Source organism: uncultured Pseudoflavonifractor sp. (assembly GCF_944387805.1).
Classification (GTDB): domain Bacteria; phylum Bacillota; class Clostridia; order Oscillospirales; family Oscillospiraceae; genus Pseudoflavonifractor.
This window is the reverse complement of the sequence record NZ_CALXGI010000011.1, coordinates 22632-43479: the sequence shown is the minus strand read 5'-3', so window position 1 is coordinate 43479 and position 20848 is coordinate 22632. Positions and strand designations below refer to the sequence as shown.

The following is a 20848-nucleotide window of genomic DNA, read 5'->3' as shown; positions in this document are numbered from 1 at the left end:
ATCCGCCAGCCCTCCCCGTAGTGGGGAGGGCTGGCGCTTTTATTTTTCACCAATCGCCCGTCCGTAGCCGTTCAGCATTGCGGCGCCAAATAGAGCCATTCATTTTTGTAGTCAAAGCAGCACAGATATTCCTTGAGAAGCTGATAGCCGATGATTCCATCCACCTGCGCCTGAAGCTTATCCCTCACAGCTGACAGATCGGCTGTCATTCCGGTTATGTTTCTGTATTCTCTCCCCGCAAAGTGCAGAGATTTGAGCATCTGCGGCGCATCTTTGTCAGAGGACGCGACAATGGCTCCCATTGGAACCGCTTCCCGATCCATCACAAAATGATTCGCACCGGTATCCATCACAAAGCGAAATGTCCTCTGTTGTATCTCCAACTCAACCGTCGGCAATTTCTCAATTATCATTTTTACTCTCTTCGCATGTTCCGGAATCTTTGAGACACAAAAGTCGAGTTGCTTATTCGGGTAGTCTATGAGAAGGAGACCTGTTCCCAGAATATCCGCTCCAATAGAACCGAGAAAGACCAGGTCGTCTCTCCCCTTTCTCAAAGGCCGTTCCACATAATCCATATCCATCGTCAAAGCGCTGCTCAGCGTTATTTCCCAGCCGGCCACAGAAATTTTTTCTGCACTCCCCGTTGAAATATCACTGGGCTTCATGCCGCCGTTAAAGGTAAGCGCCTCTTTTATCTCACTGCCGGGCGCTGAAGCGCAGTAGATTCGGTTCAAAACCGTTTGGACCGCGCCCGTGTCAATCGCGAAGTATCCGGAAGTATCTTTTATTGCGCCCGGCACCAGAATAATTCCATCTATCAATTCAAATGCAGCTTTTCTTTCCTGTCTTTCCGCCATAGTCCATCCTCTCTTCCGCAGCGCGCCCATATTATAGACGCTTCCCCTCCGACCCGGCTGTTTTATCGCCTCTCCATCTCCTTCCACCGCTCCAGCAGAGCGGGATACTCCGCCTGGTTTTCCTCCAGCAGCTTTCGGATGCTGCCCGCTGCGGTAGCCCCGAAGTCGTCATAGGCGGCGCTCTGATGTGTGGTAATGAAGCGCACGTTCTCCAGTGTGTAGCTGGGGGCGGCGTCAAAGCGTACAGCCTGGTCCCAGGCCTGCCGGAGATATGCCTCCGCCTGTTCGCCATCCCCCATATCCATGCTGGAGAAAGCGCACAGCGTCAGGAGCATGACGCTGACCTTGTCCAGATAGGAGGTCTTTCCCGGCTTCTTCAGCCCCTCCTGGAACTGGAGCAGCAGCTGGGTAAAGGCAAGGGAATCCCTCGCTCTGCCCAGGCGGAGACAGGCGTTGTTGTAGCCGATGGCGAACTGGACCAGCTGCATGCCGCTGTCCACCAGCGCTTTGGTCAGGTAGCCCAATGCCTCCTGGCTGGTGGTCTTGTCCTGGGCCAGCTGTGTGCCGATGAGCCCGTTGTTGATACCCTCTACGTTGTTTTCCTTCAGCAGGGCCACCCCCTTCTCCCGCTCCCCCTGGCTCAGATAGGTGGCCGCGATGGCGTTGTGGATGGAGACCGCTCCAATCTCCGGGTTCCGGTTCTGGTCCAGCAGGCCCAGGCTCCGCCGGAACAGCGCCCGGCAGCGCTGGAACATCTGGCCGTCCCCCAGCTCTATCCCTGCCGCCTGATAGAGCTGGGCGCACTCATACACCACCCGGAAGCTGTTGGGGTACTTCTGCAGAGCCTTCTCCCCCTCCCGAAAGGCTGCGGAATAGTTCTTCTCCAACCGCAGGGTCTGCAGCCGCTCCAGCCTGTCCTCCAGTGCCGTGCTCTGCTGCTCATACCCCAGCAGCACATCCACGCTGGTCTCAAAAAACTCCGCCAGCTCCATCATCAGGGATACGTCCGGGATACAGCTGCCCGTCTCCCATTTGGAGACTGTCCCCACCGTGACCCCCATAGCCTCAGAGAGCTGCTCCTGGGTCAGTCCCCGCTCTTTTCTCAGCATGCGGATGTTCTCCGCCAGGCACACCTTCATGTGCTCACTCCTCTCCTGTTTGTGCATTCAGTATACCGCCCTTTTCCCCGGGAAAAAAGGCAGTGTTTTTCTTATTTTGATAGAAAAATATTGCTTATCAGGAAAATAAGCTGGGCCCCGCCAGGCTTGCCCCTGCTTTGAGCGCGAAAACCCGGTTGTGCTTTTCCCCCGCTCTTGCTATAATTTATCCACCGCATACCCATTTCCTGTGCAAAACTCTTCAGAAAGGGGTGCTTCTCATGCCCACCCTTGACCAAATTCGCGCCTGCTTTTCCGGCGACCGCTTTGCAGTTGAAGTGGCAGGCGCAGTCATTGACATTGCCGAACCCGGCCGAGCGGTCTGCTCCATGCCTATCCGCTCCATCCATCTCAACATCAACTCCGTCCCCATGGGAGGCGCCATCTTCACTCTGGCGGACTTTGCCTTTGCCGTGGCCGCCAACGGCCACAGCCAGCGTACCACTGTCACACAGCAGGTGGCCATCACCTTTCTCGCCCCATCCCGTGGGAAAACCCTCATTGCGGAGGCCAGATGCCTGAAGGCGGGCCGCACCACCTGCCTCTACGCCGTGGATGTCACCGATGACCTGGGGGCCCAGGTGGCCCATCTTACTGTCAACGGCTATACGGTGGACAAGCCTCCAAAGGGCGTCTGAGCCGGTCCCACCCCTGCGCAGAATAACAGCGCCGCCCCGGTTTTGAGCCGGGGCGGCGCTGTCTTATCTTGCATATGCCCTTCCGGGAGCGCTCACGCCTCATCCAGGAAGTCAAACTGTTCCTTGAACTTCTCCTTGAATATGTTGAACACAGCTTCCAGCGTCTCGTCGTCCTGTACGCCGGTATAAATCTCTTCTTCGCTGTCCGGGTCGGTGTGGTCCACCCGGAGGATAACCACCTCTCCATCTCCTTCCTCCGGCAGCAGGACGACGTACTCCTCTTCGTCGTATTCCACCAGGTCCAGGAATTCAAACCGGACCGGGTTCCCGCTCTCGTCGTTGAGTGTAATCATATTGCTCAGGTTCTCGTCCATACTCCATTTTCTCCTTTTGAATCCGGATTTCAGGCAATGGCAAAAACAGGCGCACCGTTTTGAGCGGTGCGCCTGTTCATTTTGATGGGCCTGTGCCGGAGATTTACCGGGGGTTCTTGATGGCGGCCTGGGCGGCAGCCAGACGGGCAATGGGCACGCGGTAGGGGGAGCAGGAGACATAGTCCAGGCCCACCTTGTGGCAGAACTCCACGGAGGTGGGGTCGCCGCCGTGCTCGCCGCAGATGCCCAGGTGGATGGTGGGACGGGTCTTGCGGCCCAGCTCGACAGCCATCTTCACCAGCTTGCCGACGCCCTTCTGGTCCAGGTGGGCGAAGGGGTCGGACTCGTAGATCTTCTTCTCATAGTAGTAGTTCAGGAACTTGCCGGCGTCGTCCCGGGAGAAGCCGAAGGTCATCTGGGTCAGGTCGTTGGTGCCGAAGGAGAAGAACTCGGCCTCGGTGGCGATCTCGTCGGCGGTGAGGGCGGCACGGGGGATCTCAATCATGGTGCCCACCTCGTACTTCATGTCAATGCCGGAGGCCTTGATGATGGCGTCGGCAGTGGCGGCCACCACGTCCTTGACGTACTTGAGCTCCTTGACCTCGCCCACCAGGGGGATCATAATCTCAGGCACCATGGTCCAGTCGGGGTGCTTCTTCTGGACGTTGATGGCGGCGTTGATAACAGCGGTGGTCTGCATCTCGGCGATCTCGGGGTAGGAGACGGCCAGGCGGCAGCCCCGGTGACCCATCATGGGATTGAACTCGTGGAGGGAGGCGATAACCTCCTTCAGCCGCTCCACGGTAATGCCCATGTCGCCGGCAATCTCCTTGATGTCCTCCTCCTTGGTGGGCAGGAACTCGTGCAGCGGGGGATCCAGGAAGCGGATGACAACCGGATCGCCCTCCATGGCCTCATACAGGCCCTCGAAATCGCCCTGCTGGTAGGGCATAATCTTGGCCAGGGCCTTCTTGCGGTCCTCGGTGTTGTCGGCCACGATCATCTCGCGCATGGCCTTGATGCGGGTCTCCTCAAAGAACATGTGCTCGGTGCGGCACAGGCCGATGCCCTGGGCGCCGAAGGCGCGTGCCTGCTTGGCGTCCCTGGGGGTGTCGGCGTTGGTGTATACCTTCAGCTGGCGGTACTTGTCAGCCCAGCCCATGAGCCGGCCGAAGTAGCCGGAGCCGGGATCGGCGGGCACGGTGGGAATGGCCTCGCCGTAGATGTTGCCGGTGGAGCCGTCCAGGGAGATGTAGTCGCCCTCGTGGTACTCCTTGCCGGCCAGGGTGAATTTCTTGTTCTCATAGTCCACCACGATGTCGCCGCAGCCGGACACGCAGCAGGTGCCCATGCCCCGGGCCACCACGGCGGCGTGGGAGGTCATGCCGCCCCGGACGGTCAGGATGCCCTGGGAGACCTGCATGCCCTCGATGTCCTCGGGAGAGGTCTCCAGCCGGACCAGGACCACCTTCTCGCCCCGGTCGTGCCACTCCTTGGCGTCCTCAGCAGTGAAGACCACGCGGCCGCAGGCGGCGCCGGGGGAGGCGGCCAGGCCCTTGCCCACGGCCTGGGCCTTCTTCAGGGCCTCGGGGTCAAAGGTGGGGTGCAGCAGGGCGTCCAGCTGCTTGGGCTCCACGCGGCAGACGGCCTCTTTCTCGTCAATCATGCCCTCGTCCACCAGGTCCACGGCCACCTTCAGGGCGGCGGCGGCGGTGCGCTTGCCGTTGCGGGTCTGGAGCATGTAGAGCTTGCCGTTCTCAATGGTGAACTCCATGTCCTGCATGTCCTTGTAGTGCTGCTCCAGCCGGTTGGCAATGTCGGCGAACTGGTCGTACACCTCGGGCATCTCCTCGTGGAGCTTGCTGATGGGAGAGGGGGTGCGCACGCCGGCCACCACGTCCTCGCCCTGGGCGTTGATGAGGTATTCGCCAAACAGGGCCTTCTCACCGGTGGCGGGGTTGCGGGTAAAGGCCACGCCGGTGCCGGACTTATTGCCGGAGTTGCCGAAGACCATGGCCTGCACGTTGACGGCGGTGCCCCAGTCGTAGGGGATCTCGTTCATGCGGCGGTACACGTTGGCGCGGGGATTGTCCCAGGAGCGGAACACGGCCTTGACGGCCTCCATCAGCTGGACCTTGGGGTCCTGGGGGAAGTCCTCGCCCTTTTCCTTCTTGTAGAACTCCTTGAAGAGGACCACCAGGTTCTTCATGTCGTCGGTGTCCAGCTCCACGTCCTGCTTGACGCCCTTCTTGGCCTTGACCTCGTCGATGATCTCCTCAAAGCGCTTCTTGGACAGCTCCATGACCACGTCGGAGAACATCTGGATGAACCGGCGGTAGGAGTCGTAAGCAAAGCGGGGGTTGTTGGTGAACTTGGCCAGGCCCTCCACCACAACGTCGTTCAGGCCCAGGTTCAGGATGGTGTCCATCATGCCGGGCATGGAGGCCCGGGCGCCGGAGCGGACGGAGACCAGCAGGGGATTCTCGGGATCGGCAAACTTCTTGCCGCAGATCTCCTCCATCTTGCCCAGGTACTCATAGATCTGAGCCTGAATCTCCTCGTTGATCTGGCGGCCGTCGTTATAATACTGAGTGCAGGCCTCGGTGGTAACAGTGAAGCCCTGGGGCACAGGCATGCCCAGATTGGTCATTTCGGCCAGGTTGGCGCCCTTGCCGCCCAGCAGCTCACGCATGGAGCCATTGCCCTCGGAAAAGAGATAGACGTACTTATGTGCCATGTATACTTCCTCCTTAGCGGGATGGGGATAAGAAGCGTGGCGTCTGTCCTTCCGAAGCGGACAACGGCTTCCGTTCCGGGAGACGCGCAGGCGGCCGCAGCCTGATTTCCCCTTAATGGAAATCATTATATCATTTTGTCAAAACTTTTCAAGGTTTCTTTGTATAAATTATGCAATATTTTCTCATACTAAAAATTTACCGGTATTTTTTATAATTATCAATGCATGTTTTATGCACTTCAACCGTTTTCCTTATTTTGTTATTATAGAAAATGTTATCTTTTTTGATTTTTTTCTCTTTTCTATTTATGCAATTTTTTATTCCACTTTTTTCTATTTTCCAGCTCAGGCAGACAAAAAGCGCGCCAGGCATCCGCCTGACGCGCACATTCTGTCGTTTACCACTCAATCCCCTTCCGGGCGGCCACGCCCTTGTCAAAGGGATGGCGTATTTTTTTCATCTCGGTGATATAGTCGGCCCGCTCCACCAGGGCTGGGTCCGGGTCCCTGCCCGTAATCACTATCTCCAGGTCCTCCGGCGCGCTGTCCAGAAATGCCAGCACATCCGCCAGGGGCAGCAGGCCAGTGGACACGGCAGCGCAGCACTCATCCAGCACCACCAGGCCGCAGTCCCCCGCCTTCACCAGGCCGGACAGCCGCTTCAGCGTCTCCTTCATCCGGGCAGAGGCCTCCGCCTTCTCCTGGTCGTTCATCATGAAGGTAAATTTCACCTGCTCGGGCACCTCCAGCAGGGTCACGCCGGGCACCCGGGCGATGGCCTCCCGCTCGCCGCTGTCCCCGCTCTTGAGGAACTGGGCAATCACCACCTTCCGCCCCCGGCCCGCAGCCCGCAGGGCCAGTCCAAAGGCGCAGGTTGTCTTTCCCTTTCCGTCTCCGCAGTAGATATGAAGCATGGCGTTTCCTCCTCTGTTCCGCGCAAATCTTCTGTGTTCTCCTCCACTATACCAGACCTCTTCCTCCAGCGCAATCCCCCTGTTCTCTCCGGTTTAGAACACCTCAGGACGAAATATCATACAATATTCCCTTGTCTGCCCATTCTGTTTTTGTTAAAATAGTATCTGTCGGATAAGCCGTACTGCGGCGTTCTCCGGTTTTGTCCGGTACATATTTTTATCATACATAATCAATTATACACTGTTCAGGAGGGCGGGCTATGCGGGAATTCAGCTTCAGCACCAGAATTTTTTTCGGTGAAGGCGCGCTGGAGCGCCTTGCGCGCGTAAAGAACAAGCGGGTTATGATGGTCACCGACCACTATATGGCCCAGTCGGGCACGGCGGAGCGGGTGGCCTCCCACCTGACCGACTGCCAGCTCACCATTTTCAGCGGCGTCACCCCCGACCCCTCCATTCATGTGGTCTCCGAGGGCGTGAAGGTCCTGCTGGACTGCAAGGCGGAGGTCATGATCGCTCTGGGCGGCGGCTCCGCCATTGACGCGGCCAAGGCCATCCGGGCCGTGGCGTCCAAAATGGAGGGCAACGAGATTCAGATCGAGGAGTGCTTTGCCATTCCCACCACCAGCGGCACCGGCTCCGAGGTCACTGAGGCCGCTGTCATTACCGACACGGACCAGGGCGTCAAGTACCCCCTGGTCAGCCAGGAGCTCCGTCCCCCCATCGCCATTCTGGACCCGGAGCTGGTGCTCTCCGCGCCCCCCTCGGTTACGGCGGACACCGGCATGGACGTGCTCACCCACGCGCTGGAGGCCCACGTGGCCAACGCCGCCAGCGACTTCACCGACGCCCTGGCGGAGAAATCCATTGCCCTCACCTTCCGCTTCCTGCCCATTGCCACTCTGGACGGCAGCGATCTCCACGCCCGGGAGCGGATGCACAACGCGTCCTGCATGGCCGGCCTGGCCTTCAACTCGGCGGGCCTGGGCGTGTGCCACTCCATCGCCCACGCGGTGGGCGGCCAGCTCCACATCTCTCACGGCAGGCTCAACGCCATGCTGCTGCCCCATGTGCTGGCCTTTAACGCCGACTTGCAGAATCCCGCCGGCTTTACCCTGGCGGCCAAGAAATACCAGCACATCGCCAAGCTCCTCTACCTGCCCGCCCCCACGGTGCGGCTGGGCGTCACCAATCTGATCACCGAGGTGGAGCGGCTAATGCAGACCATCAACATTCCCGCCAACCTGCGGGAGTGCGGCGCGGACATGGACAAGTTCAAGTCCGTCCGGTCGGACATTGTCCGGGCCGCTCTCAACGACCGCTTCGTGACGGACAACCCCCGCCCCGTCCGTGAGCGGGATGTGGAGTTCCTCCTGTCCAAACTGGCGGGCGACTAAGGATGCGATTCTGAGTCCCGGCGGGCAGCCCAGGCTGCCCGCCGGGCTTTTTGCATCTGCGCCCTATTTGCATTTGCGCCCGGCTTATGGTATGATGCACACATCTGAGAGAGGGGGAATCTGCCCATGTACAACGTTCCGATGTCCGGCCCGCCCCAATTCGTCAGCCGGAAAGACCTGAAGCGGGCCGCGCGGGAGAGCCTGCGCACCGACCGCCCCAGAGTGTGGAAGGTGACGCTGGTCTACCTGCTCCTCACCAGCGGGCTCTCCCTCCTGTTGAACCTGGTGGTGGGGGGGTCTGTGACCGCCACCCGGGATATGCTGGCGGCCCTGCTCACCTATACCGACCCCCAGCAGCTGCTGGCCGTTCTCACCGCCCCCGCCTCTCCTGTGGCGGTGCCTGTCTTTTTTCTTCAGATTCTTCTCCAGCTCTATGCCGCAGTCCTGTCCTTCGGCTATGACAGCTACACCCTCAGGCGCAGCCGCGGGGAGGCGTCCGGCTTGGGCGACCTGCTGAGCGGCTTCGGCATGGCCGGCCGGGTCATCCTGATGAACCTGATTATTCTGGCCTTTTCCATCTGCTGGGCTGTGCTGGTGCTGGTGCCTGCGTCCCTGATTCTGTCCTTTCTTGTGACCGTATTCGCCATGGGTTCTTACTATGCGCCCTCTGTGGAAGCGGTCACCCTCCAGATGACGATCCTCTACGCAGGCTTTATTGCGGTGCTTATTGCTACGGCCCTGGTTCTTCTCTTCCTGCTGCTGCGCTATGTCCTCGCTCCCTTCTGCCTGGCCGACCACCCGGACGACGGAGCCCTGGAGGCTGTGCGCCGCAGCCGGGCCCTGCTCTATGCCCGCCGCGGAGAGGTCTTTAAGCTGTCTCTTTCCTTCCTGGGGTGGAGTATTCTGTCCTCCGTCCTCTCCATGCTGGTGTCCGGCGTTTGTATGGGCCTGGGCTGCGCCTTCTTCCTCACCTCCGGCAGTCTGACTGCCCTCACGGCAGGCATTGTGACCGGCGAGGTGCTCTCCTTCCTGCTGCCCCTCCCTCTCGCCGTCTGGCTCCAGGGGTATTACACCGGCACCCTGGCCCGGTACTACTGCGCCGTCTCCGATGCCGCCCAGCCTGCCGACGAGTGGCGGATGCCCGGAGAGGGCAGCCGCCCCCTCTGATTGCCGATAAAAAGGTCCGCACCGTATGTACGGTGCGGACCTTTTTATTCTGCGGGCAGGGTTCACTCCCCCCGCTGCCGGGCCTCCTCATAGGTGTGGGGCCATTCGTCGTGCCAGTAGGGTTCCCTGGCCTCTGTCACCCGGTCCAGGCCGGTGGAGTAGGGCTTGATGTCCAGCACCGGGGTGCCGTCCTCCGCGTCGCTCCAGTCCAGGGTAAGCACCCCCCGCTCCCTGTCCACAGACAGGATTCGCCCGGTGGACAGGGCAATGGGGTTGGGCCGGCTTGGAGACCGGCTGGCAAAGACTCCCATGGGCCCCGGCGTGCCGCGGTGGGGCGGCCGGACCTGGAGGCGGCCCCGGTCCTCCGGGGTGTCCCGGCGGTTAAACCACCAGAGGATGTGCACATGGCTGTACAGCTCCAGGCCCAGCAGGCCTGGGGCATAGGCAGGCTCCAGCTCCACCCGGACGCCCTGCTCATCCTTGTGCAGCACGCCGATGGGGGCGATGCACAGTTTCATACAATCCATGCCGCCTCCTTACGCCCGGTAGAACGCCTCAGGCAGGCGGTAGGCCGCGCACTTAATCTCAAAGGCCTTGCGGGCAGTCTGATAGGCCACGCCCCGGAAGGCCCGGGAGCCGGTGGGGCACACCCGGATGCAGGCCGCGCAGGCCAGGCAGGTGTCTTCTCTGGTCTTGGTGGGGGTTGCCGGGTCAATGGACTTGGTGGGGCACACGGCGGCGCAGGCGCCGCAGGCGGTGCATGTCCTGTCGCCGGAGGGCCGGAAAGATGAGGCGCCCGGCTTCTTGTAGGGCCGGCTGCCCTTGACCAGAATTTCGCCGGGGTGGCCCTCGGAGAACAGCCCCCGCCGGGCCTGGCACTCCCGGCCAAAGGCGGCGATGGCCTCCATGTCTTTTTCGTCGGGCCGGTCCGCCGCCACGGTGGGAAAGATGGAGTGCCTGGCGATAAAGGCCCCGGCCCCCACCACCCGGAAGCCCTGGGCCTCCAGCAGGTCGGTCAGCTCCAGCAGAGCGTCGTCATAGTCCCGGTTGCCGTACACCACAATGGCCGCCGCCGGGCTGCCGTTTCCTTTCAAATGGGCCAGGGAGGACAGGCACAGGCCGGGGATGCGGCCCGCGTACACCGGCATCCCCACCACCAGCATCTCCTCCTCGCCCACGCTCAGGTCCGCTGTCAGCGGAGCCTTCAGCAGGTCCACCTGCTCTCCGCCGGGCTCCATGGCCGCTGCCGCCGCCTGGGTCACCCTTCTCGTGGTGTCATTGGGACTGAAATAGACTACTTTCACTGATAAGCTCCCCTTTCCCAGTCTTGCCCTCCGGCCGTCTTTTTCACCTGCCCCGCAGGGGCGGGAAAAGGGCCAGAGAGGTATCATAGCTGCAAGCCATTTGGGCTTGCCCGCCGCAGGGCGGCGAAAAACCGGCCCCGCCGGTTTTGAGCTGTGGTGCAACAAGCGCAGCGCGCGGCGATTTCACCGCGCCGGGCCGCCCAAAAGGCGGCCGCAAACAGCAGCGCTGTTTGTATCGCGGTTATTATACCATATCCGCTCCGGCTGTTCCAGACGAAGCGGCGGTGGGCCGGGCCCCGGCAGCTGTGCAAAAATCTGTGCGCGAAAACCTTTCTTCCTGTGCACACCACTTTGAAAAATCTATGTTATACTAAATTTGCTTGATTCTGTCAATTCCCTACGGGAGGCGATGTTTTTGCTTCTGTTCAGCGAATACCTGCGGGACTTGTTACAGGCCAAAGAAATCACGGTGTCCGCCCTGTCCCGGCTGTCGGGGGTGGAGCGGACCGCCCTCTCCAAGGCGCTGGCCGGGCAGCGGGTGCTGCCCTACGACGCGCTGGACGCCCTGATTTACCATCTGCGCCTGACCCCGGGCGAGAGCCGGCGGCTGCGGGTCTATTACGACGCCCAGTTTGAAAAAGAAGGCCTTCGCCGGGCCAGAGAGATGGTGGGGCAGCTGTTCTCCGACCTGGCGGAGCTGGATTTCTCCATTCCCGCCTTTGAGGAGAGCCGCCTGCTGATGAATCTGGACCAGTATGCCGGGCAGCGGTCCATTTTTTCCGGCGCGGCCAGCGTACAGCCTCTGCTGCGGATGGTGCTGGCCCAGGAGCTGGCCCGGCCGGACGCCCGGGTGGATCTGACCGTGCCCCCCACCGACACCTTCCTCAGCAGCGAGCTGCTCCGCCGCTATCTGGACGGACAGATGGGGGCGGAGGTGCGGCAGATTGTGGCCTTCGACGCCTCGGGGGCGGCGGCGGACATCAGCCGGCACAACCTGGACTGCTTCTGCCGTCTGCTGCCTGTGTGCCTGCTGTCCCGGCGGCGGTACCACCCCTACTACTATTATGACAATACCATCGTTGCCCGGTATACCGACCCCTTCCCCTATTTTCTGGTCACCCACAGCTGTGTGGTGTGCCTGTCGGAGGACGGCAACCAGGCCATGCTGCTGCGGGGCGACGACCAGGTGACGGGCTACCACCGGCACTTTCAGGGCCTTCTCTCCCAGTGTTACAGCCTGATTCAGTACACCGCCGACCCTGTGGAAATTCTGGAGTCCTATGACCTGTGCACCGATGAAAACGGCTTTTACATGGTAATGGATCAGCCCTGCTTCGGCCGGTTTTATGGCGACGAGGTCATCGGCCGGTATCTGCGCCCCGGCCTGCCCTTCTATGACCGTCTGGCCGGGGCGGCCAGGCGGCGGTTTGGGCGGCTGCGGACAGTGGAGCGGTTCTACACCCTGTTTACCCGCAGCGGCCTGGAACGGTTCCTGGACACCGGCTCGCTGGATGACTTCCCCACCGCTTTTGTCGCTCCCTTTCCGCCGGAGCAGCGGCGGCGGCTGCTGGCCGCCATGGCGGAGCGCATCCGTGCGGGGGATATCACCGGGCGGCTGCTGGAGCCAGGGATTTTTCCAGGCTATCTGAGCATGACCACCTCCCAGCACTCGGGGGTGGGCTTCTTTACCACAGAGCGTTTTCCCCTGCAGGACGGCTTCTGCTCCGTGCAGATCCGGGAGCCCAACCTGTGCCGCGCCTTCCACCAGTGGCTCCTCCACCTGCCTGACGGCGAGGGAACCCTGAGCGGGGAGGAGACGGCAGCGGTTCTGGACGGGCTGGCCGGTACACCGGCGTGAGCGGCGCTGCACTGAAATTGGGGTAAATGGAATTTCTTTATTCCCACCGCCGGCCCTGCGGCCTGCCCGTCCTGTTCCGGGACAGGACGGGCCATCCTGCAGGACGGGAACGGGCGCAGGCGCCGCCGGCGGGAATGCCGGGAGGAAACGTCATGAAAAAACAAGATACGAGGACACGGAATACAACACGGATCGTCAGCTGGCTTTTGACCCTGGCGCTGGCGGCTGGGCTGTGCGCTCCCCTGGCGCCCAAGGCGCAGGCGGCGGGCTCTCTCAAGCCTGCCGCGCCGGTGCTGGACGGCTTTCTGGCGCCGGTGTCCCAGGCCGCCCAGGTCCCCGCCGGGTACACCGGCGTGTACACCGCCGCCGATCTGCTGGCCATCTCGGACGCCCCCAACCGCAACTACATTCTGATGGCCGACATCGGCCTGTCCGGCTATCAGTGGAAGCCCCTGTGCTCCACCTCCCCCTTTACCGGCGTCTTTGAAGGCAACGGCCATGTCATCACCGGCATCACTGGCTCCGGCGGCCTGTTTGCCTCTCTCAGAGGCGGGACCATCCGGAATGTGGGGGTGAAAAATTCCGCCATCTATCCGGATACAACCGTGAGCAATCCCTCCCCCATCGGCGGCATTGTGGGGGAGATCGCCACTTCTGCCACCTCCTCGGTCATCTCCAACTGCTACTTCTCCGGGGATATTCATGACGCCGCCCCCTCCGGTTCCTCCAGTTCCTCTTCCTGCGCCATGGGCGGCATTGTGGGACGGGCCTCCGGCGACGGCGCCCTGGTGGAAAACTGCTGGATGGCGGGCGGCATTGTCTCCACCCACCCCGGTTCCCTGTTCTCCGGGCCTGATTTGGGCGGAATTGTGGGCATTGCCGACCGCATCACCATAACCGGATGCATCCATATGGGCGATATCCAGGCTGTGGGCCAGAGCGCCCTCATCGGCGGTATCTGCGGCCACGGTTCAGGCGAGATTACCGGCTGCCAGAACTGGGGCGCCATCACATACCGGGGCCCGGAGGGCAAAGCGGCCGGTATCATTAACAATTCCAGCTCCTCAGGCCCCACGCTCACCCGCTGCATGAACGCCGCGGACATTTCTGTCACGGATACCACGAAGGGCTCCGACAGCAGCCGGGCCAGCGAGGTAGGCGGCCTGCTCTCCTACGGCGGGACCCTGTACGACTGCTTCAACTGCGGCGACATCTCCGGCGACGGCTGCTGCATGGTGGGCGGCCTGTCCGGCTGGGGTCCCCGGCTGGCCCGGAATTGCTATAACACAGGGCGGGTCACCGCCGTCAATATGGGGAAAGACTCCAACGGGAACTCCTATTCCGCCTCGCTGGGCGGTTGGCCCTGGGACCTGGAGAACTGCTTTGGCCTGGTGCGTCAGGACGACGCCCTGCCCCTGCTCCCCGAGGGCTATGCGGATGACTCTCTGGTCAACGTCCGCGGTCTGAGTGAGCGCCAGATGGGCTCCTCCTCCAGCTTCACCGGCTTTGACTTTGACAGCATCTGGACCATGGGCAGCGGCAGCTACCCCTACCCTGTCCTGCGGGGCATGCGCTTCTCAGGCGGCGGTTCCAGCGGCGATTCTACCACCCAGCCCTCCTCCGGCACCATCCCCACCCCCGTTCTGGAGAAGGCGGAGTTTGCCAACAAGGCGGTGACCGTGACCTGGACCCTGCCCCTCACCGTCCCCGGCCAGACCCACACGGTGGACAGCTTCAACATCCTGCGCAAGTCGGGCAGCGGCAGCAGCTACCAAAAAATCGCCGCCGTATCCGGCAGCTCCGGCGGCTCCTACACCGACCGGACGGTCATCATTGGGGCTACCTATACCTACACCGTCCAGGCCTGCTACCAGGGCAAGACCGGCAGTTATAACGCCGAGGGCCTGACCGTCAAGGCGGAGGACCCGCCCGGCGTCAGCGACGACCTGTCCTACGAGATCGTAAATGGAAAGGCTGTCATCACCGACTGCCGGGAGACAGCGGTCAGCGTGGCCATCCCGGCGGAGCTGGAGGGCTGCCCGGTGGTTATGATCGGCGACGGCGCCTTCCAGAGCTGCAGAAAGCTGACCAGCGTCACCCTGCCCGACTGCCTGACCGTGGTGGGGGACCACGCCTTTAACGGCTGCTCCTCCCTCACCTCCATCGACCTGACCCACGTCATCAGCATCGGCCGGCAGGCCTTTGCCTGGTGCTCTGACCTGACGGACCTCCGGTGCGGTCCCGACCTCCAGGCCGTGGGAGAGCACGCCCTGGAAGGCTGGACCTCGCTTTTGACGGTGACGGGCTACGTCCGCACCCCTGCGGAGCTCCAGTGCAGCATGGAGGGCGTCAAATTCCGGTACATTCCCTCCGATGTGGATAAAATCGCCCGGGGCACCTTTGAGTACCCCGACGCCAACGGGGACACCGCCTCCTATTCCTTCTACTACAACGACGGCTTCTTCTCCTACGACAACAGCGCCTACCACAGCGACCTGGCCGTCATGACCCTGAAGCTGGCCATGGCGGGCTACTCCCGGCAGAACCTCTATACCGAGGAGCTGCCCGAGCACGACCTGCGCCGGGCCCTCAACCTCCAGCGGCTCTTCTCCGACATCGGCTTTGGCAATGCGGAGTTCCACAACTACAACACCGCCCTCACCGACTCCTCCTCCAAGGTGGCTTACGGCTTTGCCAGCAGGCAGATCGGCCAGGACGTGGTGGTGGCCGTGGTGCTGCGGGGCGGCGGCTACGGCGGCGAGTGGGCGGACAACTTCAATGTGGGCGCCAGCGGCGACCACGCCGGCTTCTCCGCCGCTACCAAGTCGGTCCAGGCTGAGCTGGAGGACTACATCGCCGGGCTGAAGGACCTGTACCAGTTCTCCGGGGACGTAAAGCTGTGGATGACCGGGTACAGCCGCTCCGGCGCCACCTGCAACCTGCTGGCCCAGGCCATGTCCTCCCAGATCGACAGCGACAACCTCTACGCCTATGTGTTCGCCGCCCCCAACTGCACCACCTCCCCCAAGGCCTGCCGGGGGCTGTTCTCCATTATCAGCGCCGCCGACCTGGTGCCCTGCGTGCCCCTGAGCAAGTGGGGCTTCGGCCGCCACGGCACCACCCTCACCTTCCCCTCCGTCCTGCCCGAGGTGCGCAAGGACGAGTTCGAGGCGCTCTCCGGCATTGACCTGGATGATGACGAGTCCGTCACCTATGTGGCTCAGCCCGCCGCAGTCCAGCAGCTCATCTCCTCCCTGGGGGTTGCGGTAGGCAGCCGCAGCGCCTACAACGAACGGTATTCCGACCTGATTCAGCAGAGCCTGCGGGCCTACTACGGCGTGAAAGAGCCGGAGTACTCCGCAGGAGAGACGCTGGCCAACGGGCTGTCCATCTCTGTCCTGCTGCCGCTGCTGCCTGTCAACGCCCCCGCTGCACTCCTGCTGAATGCCATCGGCCGGGCCCACCAGCCAGCCCATTATCTGGCCTGGCTGGAGGCGGGCACCCTCAACTCCATCAGTGACTTTGACGCCAGCGGAAAGATGGTCACTTTCGCCTCCTCCGCCAACGCCCAAATCAGGAGCAGCAGCGGCGATGTGGCGGCCACCATCCGGGGCGGCGTCATCTCCACCGTGAAAAAGTCCGGCGGCCTCCAGCTGGAGTGCGTGGACGGCCAGACCGCTGTATTTCTCACCAGCGGCGACTGGACGGTGGAGGTCTACGGCTCGGGCACAGCGGACATCACCGTCCTGGAGCTGGACGCCAACAGTGCCCTGCACCGTGAGGTGCTGTTCTCCGGCGTGGCTCTGAAGGACCTGACCATGGCCCTGGACGTGGACGCCGGCGCGCCCGGGCAGAAATACCTGCTGAAGGACGGGGACGCGGTCATCCGGCCCACCAGCGACGTCACCACCGGAGATTCCTCCGTTTTTCGGGACGTGCCCGCCGGCAGCTGGTACTGCGACGCGGTCCAGTGGGCGGTGGAAAACGGCGTCACCTCGGGCACCGGCCCGGACACCTTCTCCCCCGACCGGGCCTGTACCCGCTCCGAGGTGGTCACTCTGCTGTGGCGGGCCCTGGGCCTGGAGGGGACGGCCGGCGCCTCCGCCGAGAACCCCTTCCGGGACGTGCCCTCCAGCGCCTTCTACCATGACGCGGTGCTGTGGGCGGCGGCAAACGGCATCACCACCGGCTCTACCCCCGCCACCTTCTCCCCCAACGCCGTCTGCACCCGCTCGGAGGTGGTCACCTTCCTGTGGCGGGCCGACGATTCGCCCAGGCAGCTCTCCGGCTCCATGGCTTTTACCGACGTGGACCAGGACGACTTTTTCTGGTATCCGGTGAAATGGGCCGTTGCGGAGTATGTCACCACCGGCACCTCTGCCGCCACCTTCTCCCCCATGCTCACCTGCACCCGGGCCCAGGTGGTCACCTTCCTGTACCGGTTCTTCAGCCGGTAATCCCTTAATACAAAGAGGCCGTGGGGCCGCTCTCTGAGCGGCCCCACGGCCTCTTTGTATGCTTTTTATAGGCTCAGCTCCGGTCCACCATGTCCATGGCGAAGAGGGCCGCCCCCAGGGCGCCGCAGAGCTGGGCGTTCTCGTCCACCACCAGGGCGGCGCCCAGCTTCTCCTCCAGGGTTTTTACCAGGCTCTCGTTTTTGGACACGCCGCCGGTCATCATGTACCGCTCCTCGCCGCCTACCCGCTTGACCAGGGCCGCCGTCTTGGACGCCACCGCCTTGTTCAGGCCGTGGACAATATCGTCAGGGGCCTTGTTCTGGGCGATGAGGGACACCACCTCCGACTCGGCGAACACAGTGCACATGCTGGAAATGGTGATGTCCTCATGGTACTTCAGGCCCATATGGCTCATCTGGTCCAGGCTGGTCTCCATGGTCCGGGCCATCATCTCCAGGAAGCGGCCGGTGCCTGCGGCGCACTTGTCGTTCATCACAAAGTTGACCACGCCGCCGTTCTCGTCCAGCCGGATAACCTTGCTGTCCTGGCCGCCGATGTCGATGACCGTCCGCACCGCGGGGTCCAGATAGTAGGCCCCCCTGGCATGGCAGGTGATCTCAGTGATGCTCTTGTCCCCCTGGTCGATGGCGGTGCGGCCGTAGCCGGTGGTCACCATGGCGTCGATGTCCTCCCGCTTCAGCCCCGCGTGGGACAGGGCCTCCTCCAGGGCCCGCTCCGCCCCGGCGGCGGCCCCCGCGCCGGTGGGCAGGATAACCCCTGTCACAATGCGCCCGTCCCGGTCCAGAATGACCACGTCCGTGCTGGTGGAGCCGCTGTCAATGCCTGCAAAATAGCCCTTGCCCATCTTTTTCTCCATTCCTTCCTGCCAGTGGCTTCCAATGCGCTCGGCGAAGGCGTCCAGCCGGGTCAGCAGCTGGCCGCTGCTCTGCAGCGTGTAGTCCGACTCGATTTTCAGCAGGGGCACCGCCGCCTCCTGCTTGACCTGCATGTACTCAAAGCTGTAAAAGTCGCAGAACTTCACCGTATGGTAGATAATCCCCTTCAGGTTGGGGTGGCGGTAGAGCTGTTTGCGGCCGGTGTTGTCCATCATCCGCATGCAGGGCAGCTGCCGGAGCAGCTCTCCGGCGTACCAGTCCATCAGGCTGTCAAAATCCCCGTCCTCCGGGGGCGGCGCCTCCCCCACCGACCGGTTGTGGACGCAGGTGTCGTTCTCCACCGGGTAGGGCATGGCCTTGCTCACCATGTCGTAGAGCTGTTTCCCCATGCGGGCGCCCAGCACGCTGATGTAGGGCTCCATGCCCCGCTCCACAGGCTGAAAGGCCCTGCGGAAGGCCTGAATATCAAAGGCAGCGCCCCGGTAGACCCCGTAGGCCGCGGCCAGGTCCCTGAGCTGCTCCACAGTCCGCTCCCGGCTGCATGTGCCGTCGCTGCGGAGCATGTCCATCAGATAGAGGAAGTCCAGCTTGCCGCTGTCGGCCAGGATGTCATACACGCTGCGGATGGTGTCGCAGCAGTTGACCAGCACCAGCTCCTTGACCTCCCCGGCCATCACCTGCTCCAGCACCGCCTTGCCGAAGCCGCACAGGTTGGGGTGGGCGATCTGGTCCGCCCGGTCAAAGCCCTGGGGCATGCCGTTCAGGTTGGCGCAGTCCGCCCCCAGAGCCGTCAGCAGCTCCACCGGCGTGTATTTGCACACATAGTAGAGTTTATTCATCTCTCGTCCCTCCCGCCTGGTCCAGCATCTCCAGAAACGCCCCCAGCCGTGTGGCGGTCTGGCCCTCGCCGCCGTGGCTCCGGTCGCAGCCGTCCCCGTCCAGGATCAGCAGGGGCAGGCCCTGAGCCTCAAACTGCTTCTTGGCCAGCTGGGCCGCGCCCATGGTGTGCTTGCATCCCCAGTGGTCGAACCACACCACGCCGTCCGCCCCCGCCTCCTTGGCGTGGCGGATGCCCGCCTCAATCCGCCGGTTCACGCTGCCGTTGAGGAAGTGGTACACCAGCCGGTGGGCCATGGCCTCATAGGGCTCCTCCGGGTCAAAGTCAGGCGGGCAGGCCTGGCTCAGCTCGCAGCCCACAATCTGGGCCTTTTCGCTGAAGGACAGGGCGTCGTTCACCGCGCCGGACCAGAAGGGGATGGTGTGCATCCAGTAGATGTGCTTGCCCCGCTTGGGGGGCGCGGACTGTACGTCCCGCAGCAGCATGTCCACGTATTTCTCCTCCTGGGGGGTGCCCAGCAGGATGTTGTTGGTCATGCCGCAGTAGAGGGGGGACACCAGGTCCTCCGGAATATACCGGCCGGCCCGGAGCCGCTGGAACCGCTGAAATTTCTCCAGGGTCCGCCGGCTGACGCCCACCCGGGTCCGCAGGGACTGGGCGTCGATTTTCCGGCCCGTGACCTCCTCCAGAAAGGCGGCCAGCTCCCGCAGCTGCCCGGCCACATACTTCACGTTGTCCTCCGTCTGCCGGAGGGGCACGTCGATGGCGAACAGGGGCACGCCGTACATCTGGGCCAGAGTCCGGAAGGTGAGCAGATTGGCGTCGCACATCAGACTGGTGTAGACAATGCAGCGGGGCTTGGGCAGCAGGCCCTTCTGGGCCGCCCCCAGGAAAGTCTTGTGGTAGCTGCACAGCGTCTCGGACACCCCGGCGTTCTCCGCCTGCTGCAGCAGTCCCCGCTCGGCCCTGGAGGCGGACAGGTAGCAGGAAAAGGCCTCCGCGTTGTAGGGGCTCAGCCCTGCCTCCTGCAGCAGCTCGCAGGGGGTAAAGACGCTGATAATGGCGCACTGCTCCGGGTGCTGAAGGGGCCGCAGCATGGTGTCCATCATCAGGCGGGCCAGATACCGGTCCGCCGGAATGAGCCGCCTGTCGGGCAGGAACCGGAATTTCAGGTTCTGCGCCTCCCACCCGGTTTTCAGCAGCCAGCGGGCCCGCTGGGGCGCAGTGTCGCACCATTTCTCCACAAACTGTCCAAACGTATCTACAATCGGCATACCATTCACCTGTTGAAAAATAAAATCCGCTTTCCGCAAAACTAACTTGTACATTTTAGCACAGCTGACCCACTCCGGGCAAGTGGGCGGGCGGCGGCATTCTCACCAAAACAGCGCGAACGAGGGGCGCCGCCGCTTGCGCGGCAGCGCCCCTCGTTTCTTCTGATTCGGTTAGCCGATGGCGATGGTGGAACTCTTGGGCAGCTCCTGCTTGGCCTGCTTGGGCATGGACAGCTTCAGAATGCCGTCCTCATACTTGGCGGACACATCCTCGGGCTTTACATCGCCCACATAGAAGCTCCGGCTGCATGCGCCGGCGTAGCGCTCCTGACGGATGTACTTGCCCTTCTTGTCGCTCTCGTCCTTGTCCAGGCCCTTGGAGGCGCTGATGGTCAGGTAGCCGTCCTTCAGGTCCACGCTGATCTCGTCCTTCTTGAAGCCGGGCAGGTCGATGTCCACCTCATAGGTGTTCTCGGTCTCCCGCACATCGGTCTTCATCAGGTTCTTGGCGTGCTTGCCGTACAGAGGGTTGCGGCCATTCCACATCGGGAACATCCCGAAGTTATTATCAAAGAACTCATCGAACAAATTCTCACCAAAAATGCTGGGCAACATAAGTCATTCCTCCATTCATATCACTTATCTCTTGCCCTGCGGGAGGGAACCTTTTGGTCTCCCTCTCTTGGAACAACTATGTTATAGCACCGGGGATTAGCACTGTCAAGAGGAGAGTGCTAACGTTTACAAAGAATATGATGTTTGTTCATAAAATATAGGATTTCTCTCCCCAGACGGCCTGCCTGGCGGCAGAAAAGGCCCCTTTTTTCTCTGTGCTTTCCTGTTTTTCTCGAAAGCGGAGGATATTTTCTGCGCAGATAAAACTCTTAAATTTTAACAAGACTTTGCTTTTTTGTTTCTTCCGCCTGTTTTTTATGTTAAAATTGTTTACTACGCCGGACATGCGGCTCAGGCCGCAG

General features: G+C 62.2%; 15 protein-coding genes. 5 read left to right on the top strand and 10 right to left on the bottom strand.

The features are described 5' to 3' along the window. Nucleotides 1-71 precede the first annotated feature (71 nt). Both Q0K06_RS04935 and Q0K06_RS04930 read right to left on the bottom strand, forming a co-directional pair. Nucleotides 72-860 (bottom strand): hypothetical protein, encoded by a 789-nt coding sequence (locus Q0K06_RS04935; RefSeq protein WP_294549310.1) that lies wholly within the window; start codon nt 858-860, stop codon nt 72-74. A 62-nt stretch (nt 861-922) separates the two neighbouring features. Continuing rightward, on the bottom strand, nt 923-2026 hold the full coding sequence (locus Q0K06_RS04930; protein ID WP_294549308.1) for a helix-turn-helix transcriptional regulator: 1104 nt from the start codon (nt 2024-2026) through the stop codon (nt 923-925). 212 nt (nt 2027-2238) lie between these two features. On the opposite strand from Q0K06_RS04930, the gene Q0K06_RS04925 reads away from it, so the two are divergent. After that, nucleotides 2239-2655 carry a PaaI family thioesterase gene (locus Q0K06_RS04925; RefSeq protein WP_294549306.1) on the top strand — a complete coding sequence of 139 codons (417 nt, stop codon included), beginning with the start codon at nt 2239-2241 and terminating at the stop codon, nt 2653-2655. A 92-nt stretch (nt 2656-2747) separates the two neighbouring features. On the opposite strand, the gene Q0K06_RS04920 is transcribed toward Q0K06_RS04925, so the two are convergent. The 3 genes from Q0K06_RS04920 to Q0K06_RS04910 all read right to left on the bottom strand — a co-directional run bounded on the left by Q0K06_RS04920 (nt 2748) and on the right by Q0K06_RS04910 (nt 6680). Continuing rightward, complete coding sequence (locus Q0K06_RS04920; RefSeq protein WP_294549304.1) at nt 2748-3029, bottom strand: DUF1292 domain-containing protein; 282 nt, start codon at nt 3027-3029, stop codon at nt 2748-2750. A gap of 103 nt (nt 3030-3132) precedes the next feature. Continuing rightward, the gene (gene ppdK / locus Q0K06_RS04915; RefSeq protein WP_294549302.1) at nt 3133-5766 is read right to left on the bottom strand and encodes a pyruvate, phosphate dikinase; all 2634 of its coding nucleotides are present in this window, start codon (nt 5764-5766) and stop codon (nt 3133-3135) included. A 398-nt stretch (nt 5767-6164) separates the two neighbouring features. Next, on the bottom strand, nt 6165-6680 hold the full coding sequence (locus tag Q0K06_RS04910; RefSeq protein ID WP_294549300.1) for a cob(I)yrinic acid a,c-diamide adenosyltransferase: 516 nt from the start codon (nt 6678-6680) through the stop codon (nt 6165-6167). A 260-nt stretch (nt 6681-6940) separates the two neighbouring features. Between Q0K06_RS04910 and Q0K06_RS04905 the strand changes: the two genes are divergently transcribed. Then, entirely contained in the window at nt 6941-8077 is a 1137-nt protein-coding gene (locus Q0K06_RS04905; protein WP_294549298.1) for a 1-propanol dehydrogenase PduQ, read from the top strand. Between the two features lie 126 nt (nt 8078-8203). Further along, nucleotides 8204-9244, top strand: coding sequence for a DUF975 family protein (locus tag Q0K06_RS04900; protein WP_294549295.1), 1041 nt, complete (start codon nt 8204-8206; stop codon nt 9242-9244). A 62-nt stretch (nt 9245-9306) separates the two neighbouring features. On the opposite strand, the gene tsaA is transcribed toward Q0K06_RS04900, so the two are convergent. Together tsaA and Q0K06_RS04890 are read right to left on the bottom strand one after the other, a co-directional pair. Continuing rightward, nucleotides 9307-9771 carry a tRNA (N6-threonylcarbamoyladenosine(37)-N6)-methyltransferase TrmO gene (gene tsaA / locus Q0K06_RS04895; RefSeq protein ID WP_294549293.1) on the bottom strand — a complete coding sequence of 155 codons (465 nt, stop codon included), beginning with the start codon at nt 9769-9771 and terminating at the stop codon, nt 9307-9309. 9 nt (nt 9772-9780) lie between these two features. Beyond that, the gene (locus Q0K06_RS04890; protein WP_294549291.1) at nt 9781-10548 is read right to left on the bottom strand and encodes a 4Fe-4S dicluster domain-containing protein; all 768 of its coding nucleotides are present in this window, start codon (nt 10546-10548) and stop codon (nt 9781-9783) included. A gap of 415 nt (nt 10549-10963) precedes the next feature. On the opposite strand from Q0K06_RS04890, the gene Q0K06_RS04885 reads away from it, so the two are divergent. Next, nucleotides 10964-12406 carry a helix-turn-helix transcriptional regulator gene (locus Q0K06_RS04885; RefSeq protein WP_294549289.1) on the top strand — a complete coding sequence of 481 codons (1443 nt, stop codon included), beginning with the start codon at nt 10964-10966 and terminating at the stop codon, nt 12404-12406. A 152-nt stretch (nt 12407-12558) separates the two neighbouring features. Further along, the gene (locus Q0K06_RS04880) at nt 12559-16863 is read left to right on the top strand and encodes an S-layer homology domain-containing protein (protein WP_294549287.1); all 4305 of its coding nucleotides are present in this window, start codon (nt 12559-12561) and stop codon (nt 16861-16863) included. Nucleotides 16864-16936: 73 nt separating this feature from the next. Here the strand turns inward: Q0K06_RS04880 and Q0K06_RS04875 are convergent, their stop codons facing one another. From Q0K06_RS04875 to Q0K06_RS04865, 3 genes are all read right to left on the bottom strand, one after another. Further along, the gene (locus Q0K06_RS04875) at nt 16937-18598 is read right to left on the bottom strand and encodes an acyl-CoA dehydratase activase (RefSeq protein ID WP_294549284.1); all 1662 of its coding nucleotides are present in this window, start codon (nt 18596-18598) and stop codon (nt 16937-16939) included. Further along, the gene (locus Q0K06_RS04870) at nt 18591-19871 is read right to left on the bottom strand and encodes a 2-hydroxyacyl-CoA dehydratase family protein (protein WP_294549281.1); all 1281 of its coding nucleotides are present in this window, start codon (nt 19869-19871) and stop codon (nt 18591-18593) included. Before Q0K06_RS04870 ends, Q0K06_RS04875 begins: the two co-directional genes overlap by 8 nt. A 171-nt stretch (nt 19872-20042) precedes the next feature. Then, the gene (locus tag Q0K06_RS04865) at nt 20043-20486 is read right to left on the bottom strand and encodes an Hsp20/alpha crystallin family protein (protein ID WP_294549279.1); all 444 of its coding nucleotides are present in this window, start codon (nt 20484-20486) and stop codon (nt 20043-20045) included. Nucleotides 20487-20848 lie beyond the last annotated feature (362 nt).

Coding starts and splice junctions, on each gene's coding strand:
- Q0K06_RS04935 (WP_294549310.1), bottom strand. CDS start 860: ATGGCGGAAAGACAGGAAAGAAAAGCTGCATTTGAATTGATAGATGGA.
- Q0K06_RS04930 (WP_294549308.1), bottom strand. CDS start 2,026: ATGCACAAACAGGAGAGGAGTGAGCACATGAAGGTGTGCCTGGCGGAG.
- Q0K06_RS04925 (WP_294549306.1), top strand. CDS start 2,239: ATGCCCACCCTTGACCAAATTCGCGCCTGCTTTTCCGGCGACCGCTTT.
- Q0K06_RS04920 (WP_294549304.1), bottom strand. CDS start 3,029: ATGGACGAGAACCTGAGCAATATGATTACACTCAACGACGAGAGCGGG.
- ppdK (WP_294549302.1), bottom strand. CDS start 5,766: ATGGCACATAAGTACGTCTATCTCTTTTCCGAGGGCAATGGCTCCATG.
- Q0K06_RS04910 (WP_294549300.1), bottom strand. CDS start 6,680: ATGCTTCATATCTACTGCGGAGACGGAAAGGGAAAGACAACCTGCGCC.
- Q0K06_RS04905 (WP_294549298.1), top strand. CDS start 6,941: ATGCGGGAATTCAGCTTCAGCACCAGAATTTTTTTCGGTGAAGGCGCG.
- Q0K06_RS04900 (WP_294549295.1), top strand. CDS start 8,204: ATGTACAACGTTCCGATGTCCGGCCCGCCCCAATTCGTCAGCCGGAAA.
- tsaA (WP_294549293.1), bottom strand. CDS start 9,771: ATGGATTGTATGAAACTGTGCATCGCCCCCATCGGCGTGCTGCACAAG.
- Q0K06_RS04880 (WP_294549287.1), top strand. CDS start 12,559: ATGAAAAAACAAGATACGAGGACACGGAATACAACACGGATCGTCAGC.
- Q0K06_RS04875 (WP_294549284.1), bottom strand. CDS start 18,598: ATGAATAAACTCTACTATGTGTGCAAATACACGCCGGTGGAGCTGCTG.
- Q0K06_RS04870 (WP_294549281.1), bottom strand. CDS start 19,871: ATGCCGATTGTAGATACGTTTGGACAGTTTGTGGAGAAATGGTGCGAC.
- Q0K06_RS04865 (WP_294549279.1), bottom strand. CDS start 20,486: ATGTTGCCCAGCATTTTTGGTGAGAATTTGTTCGATGAGTTCTTTGAT.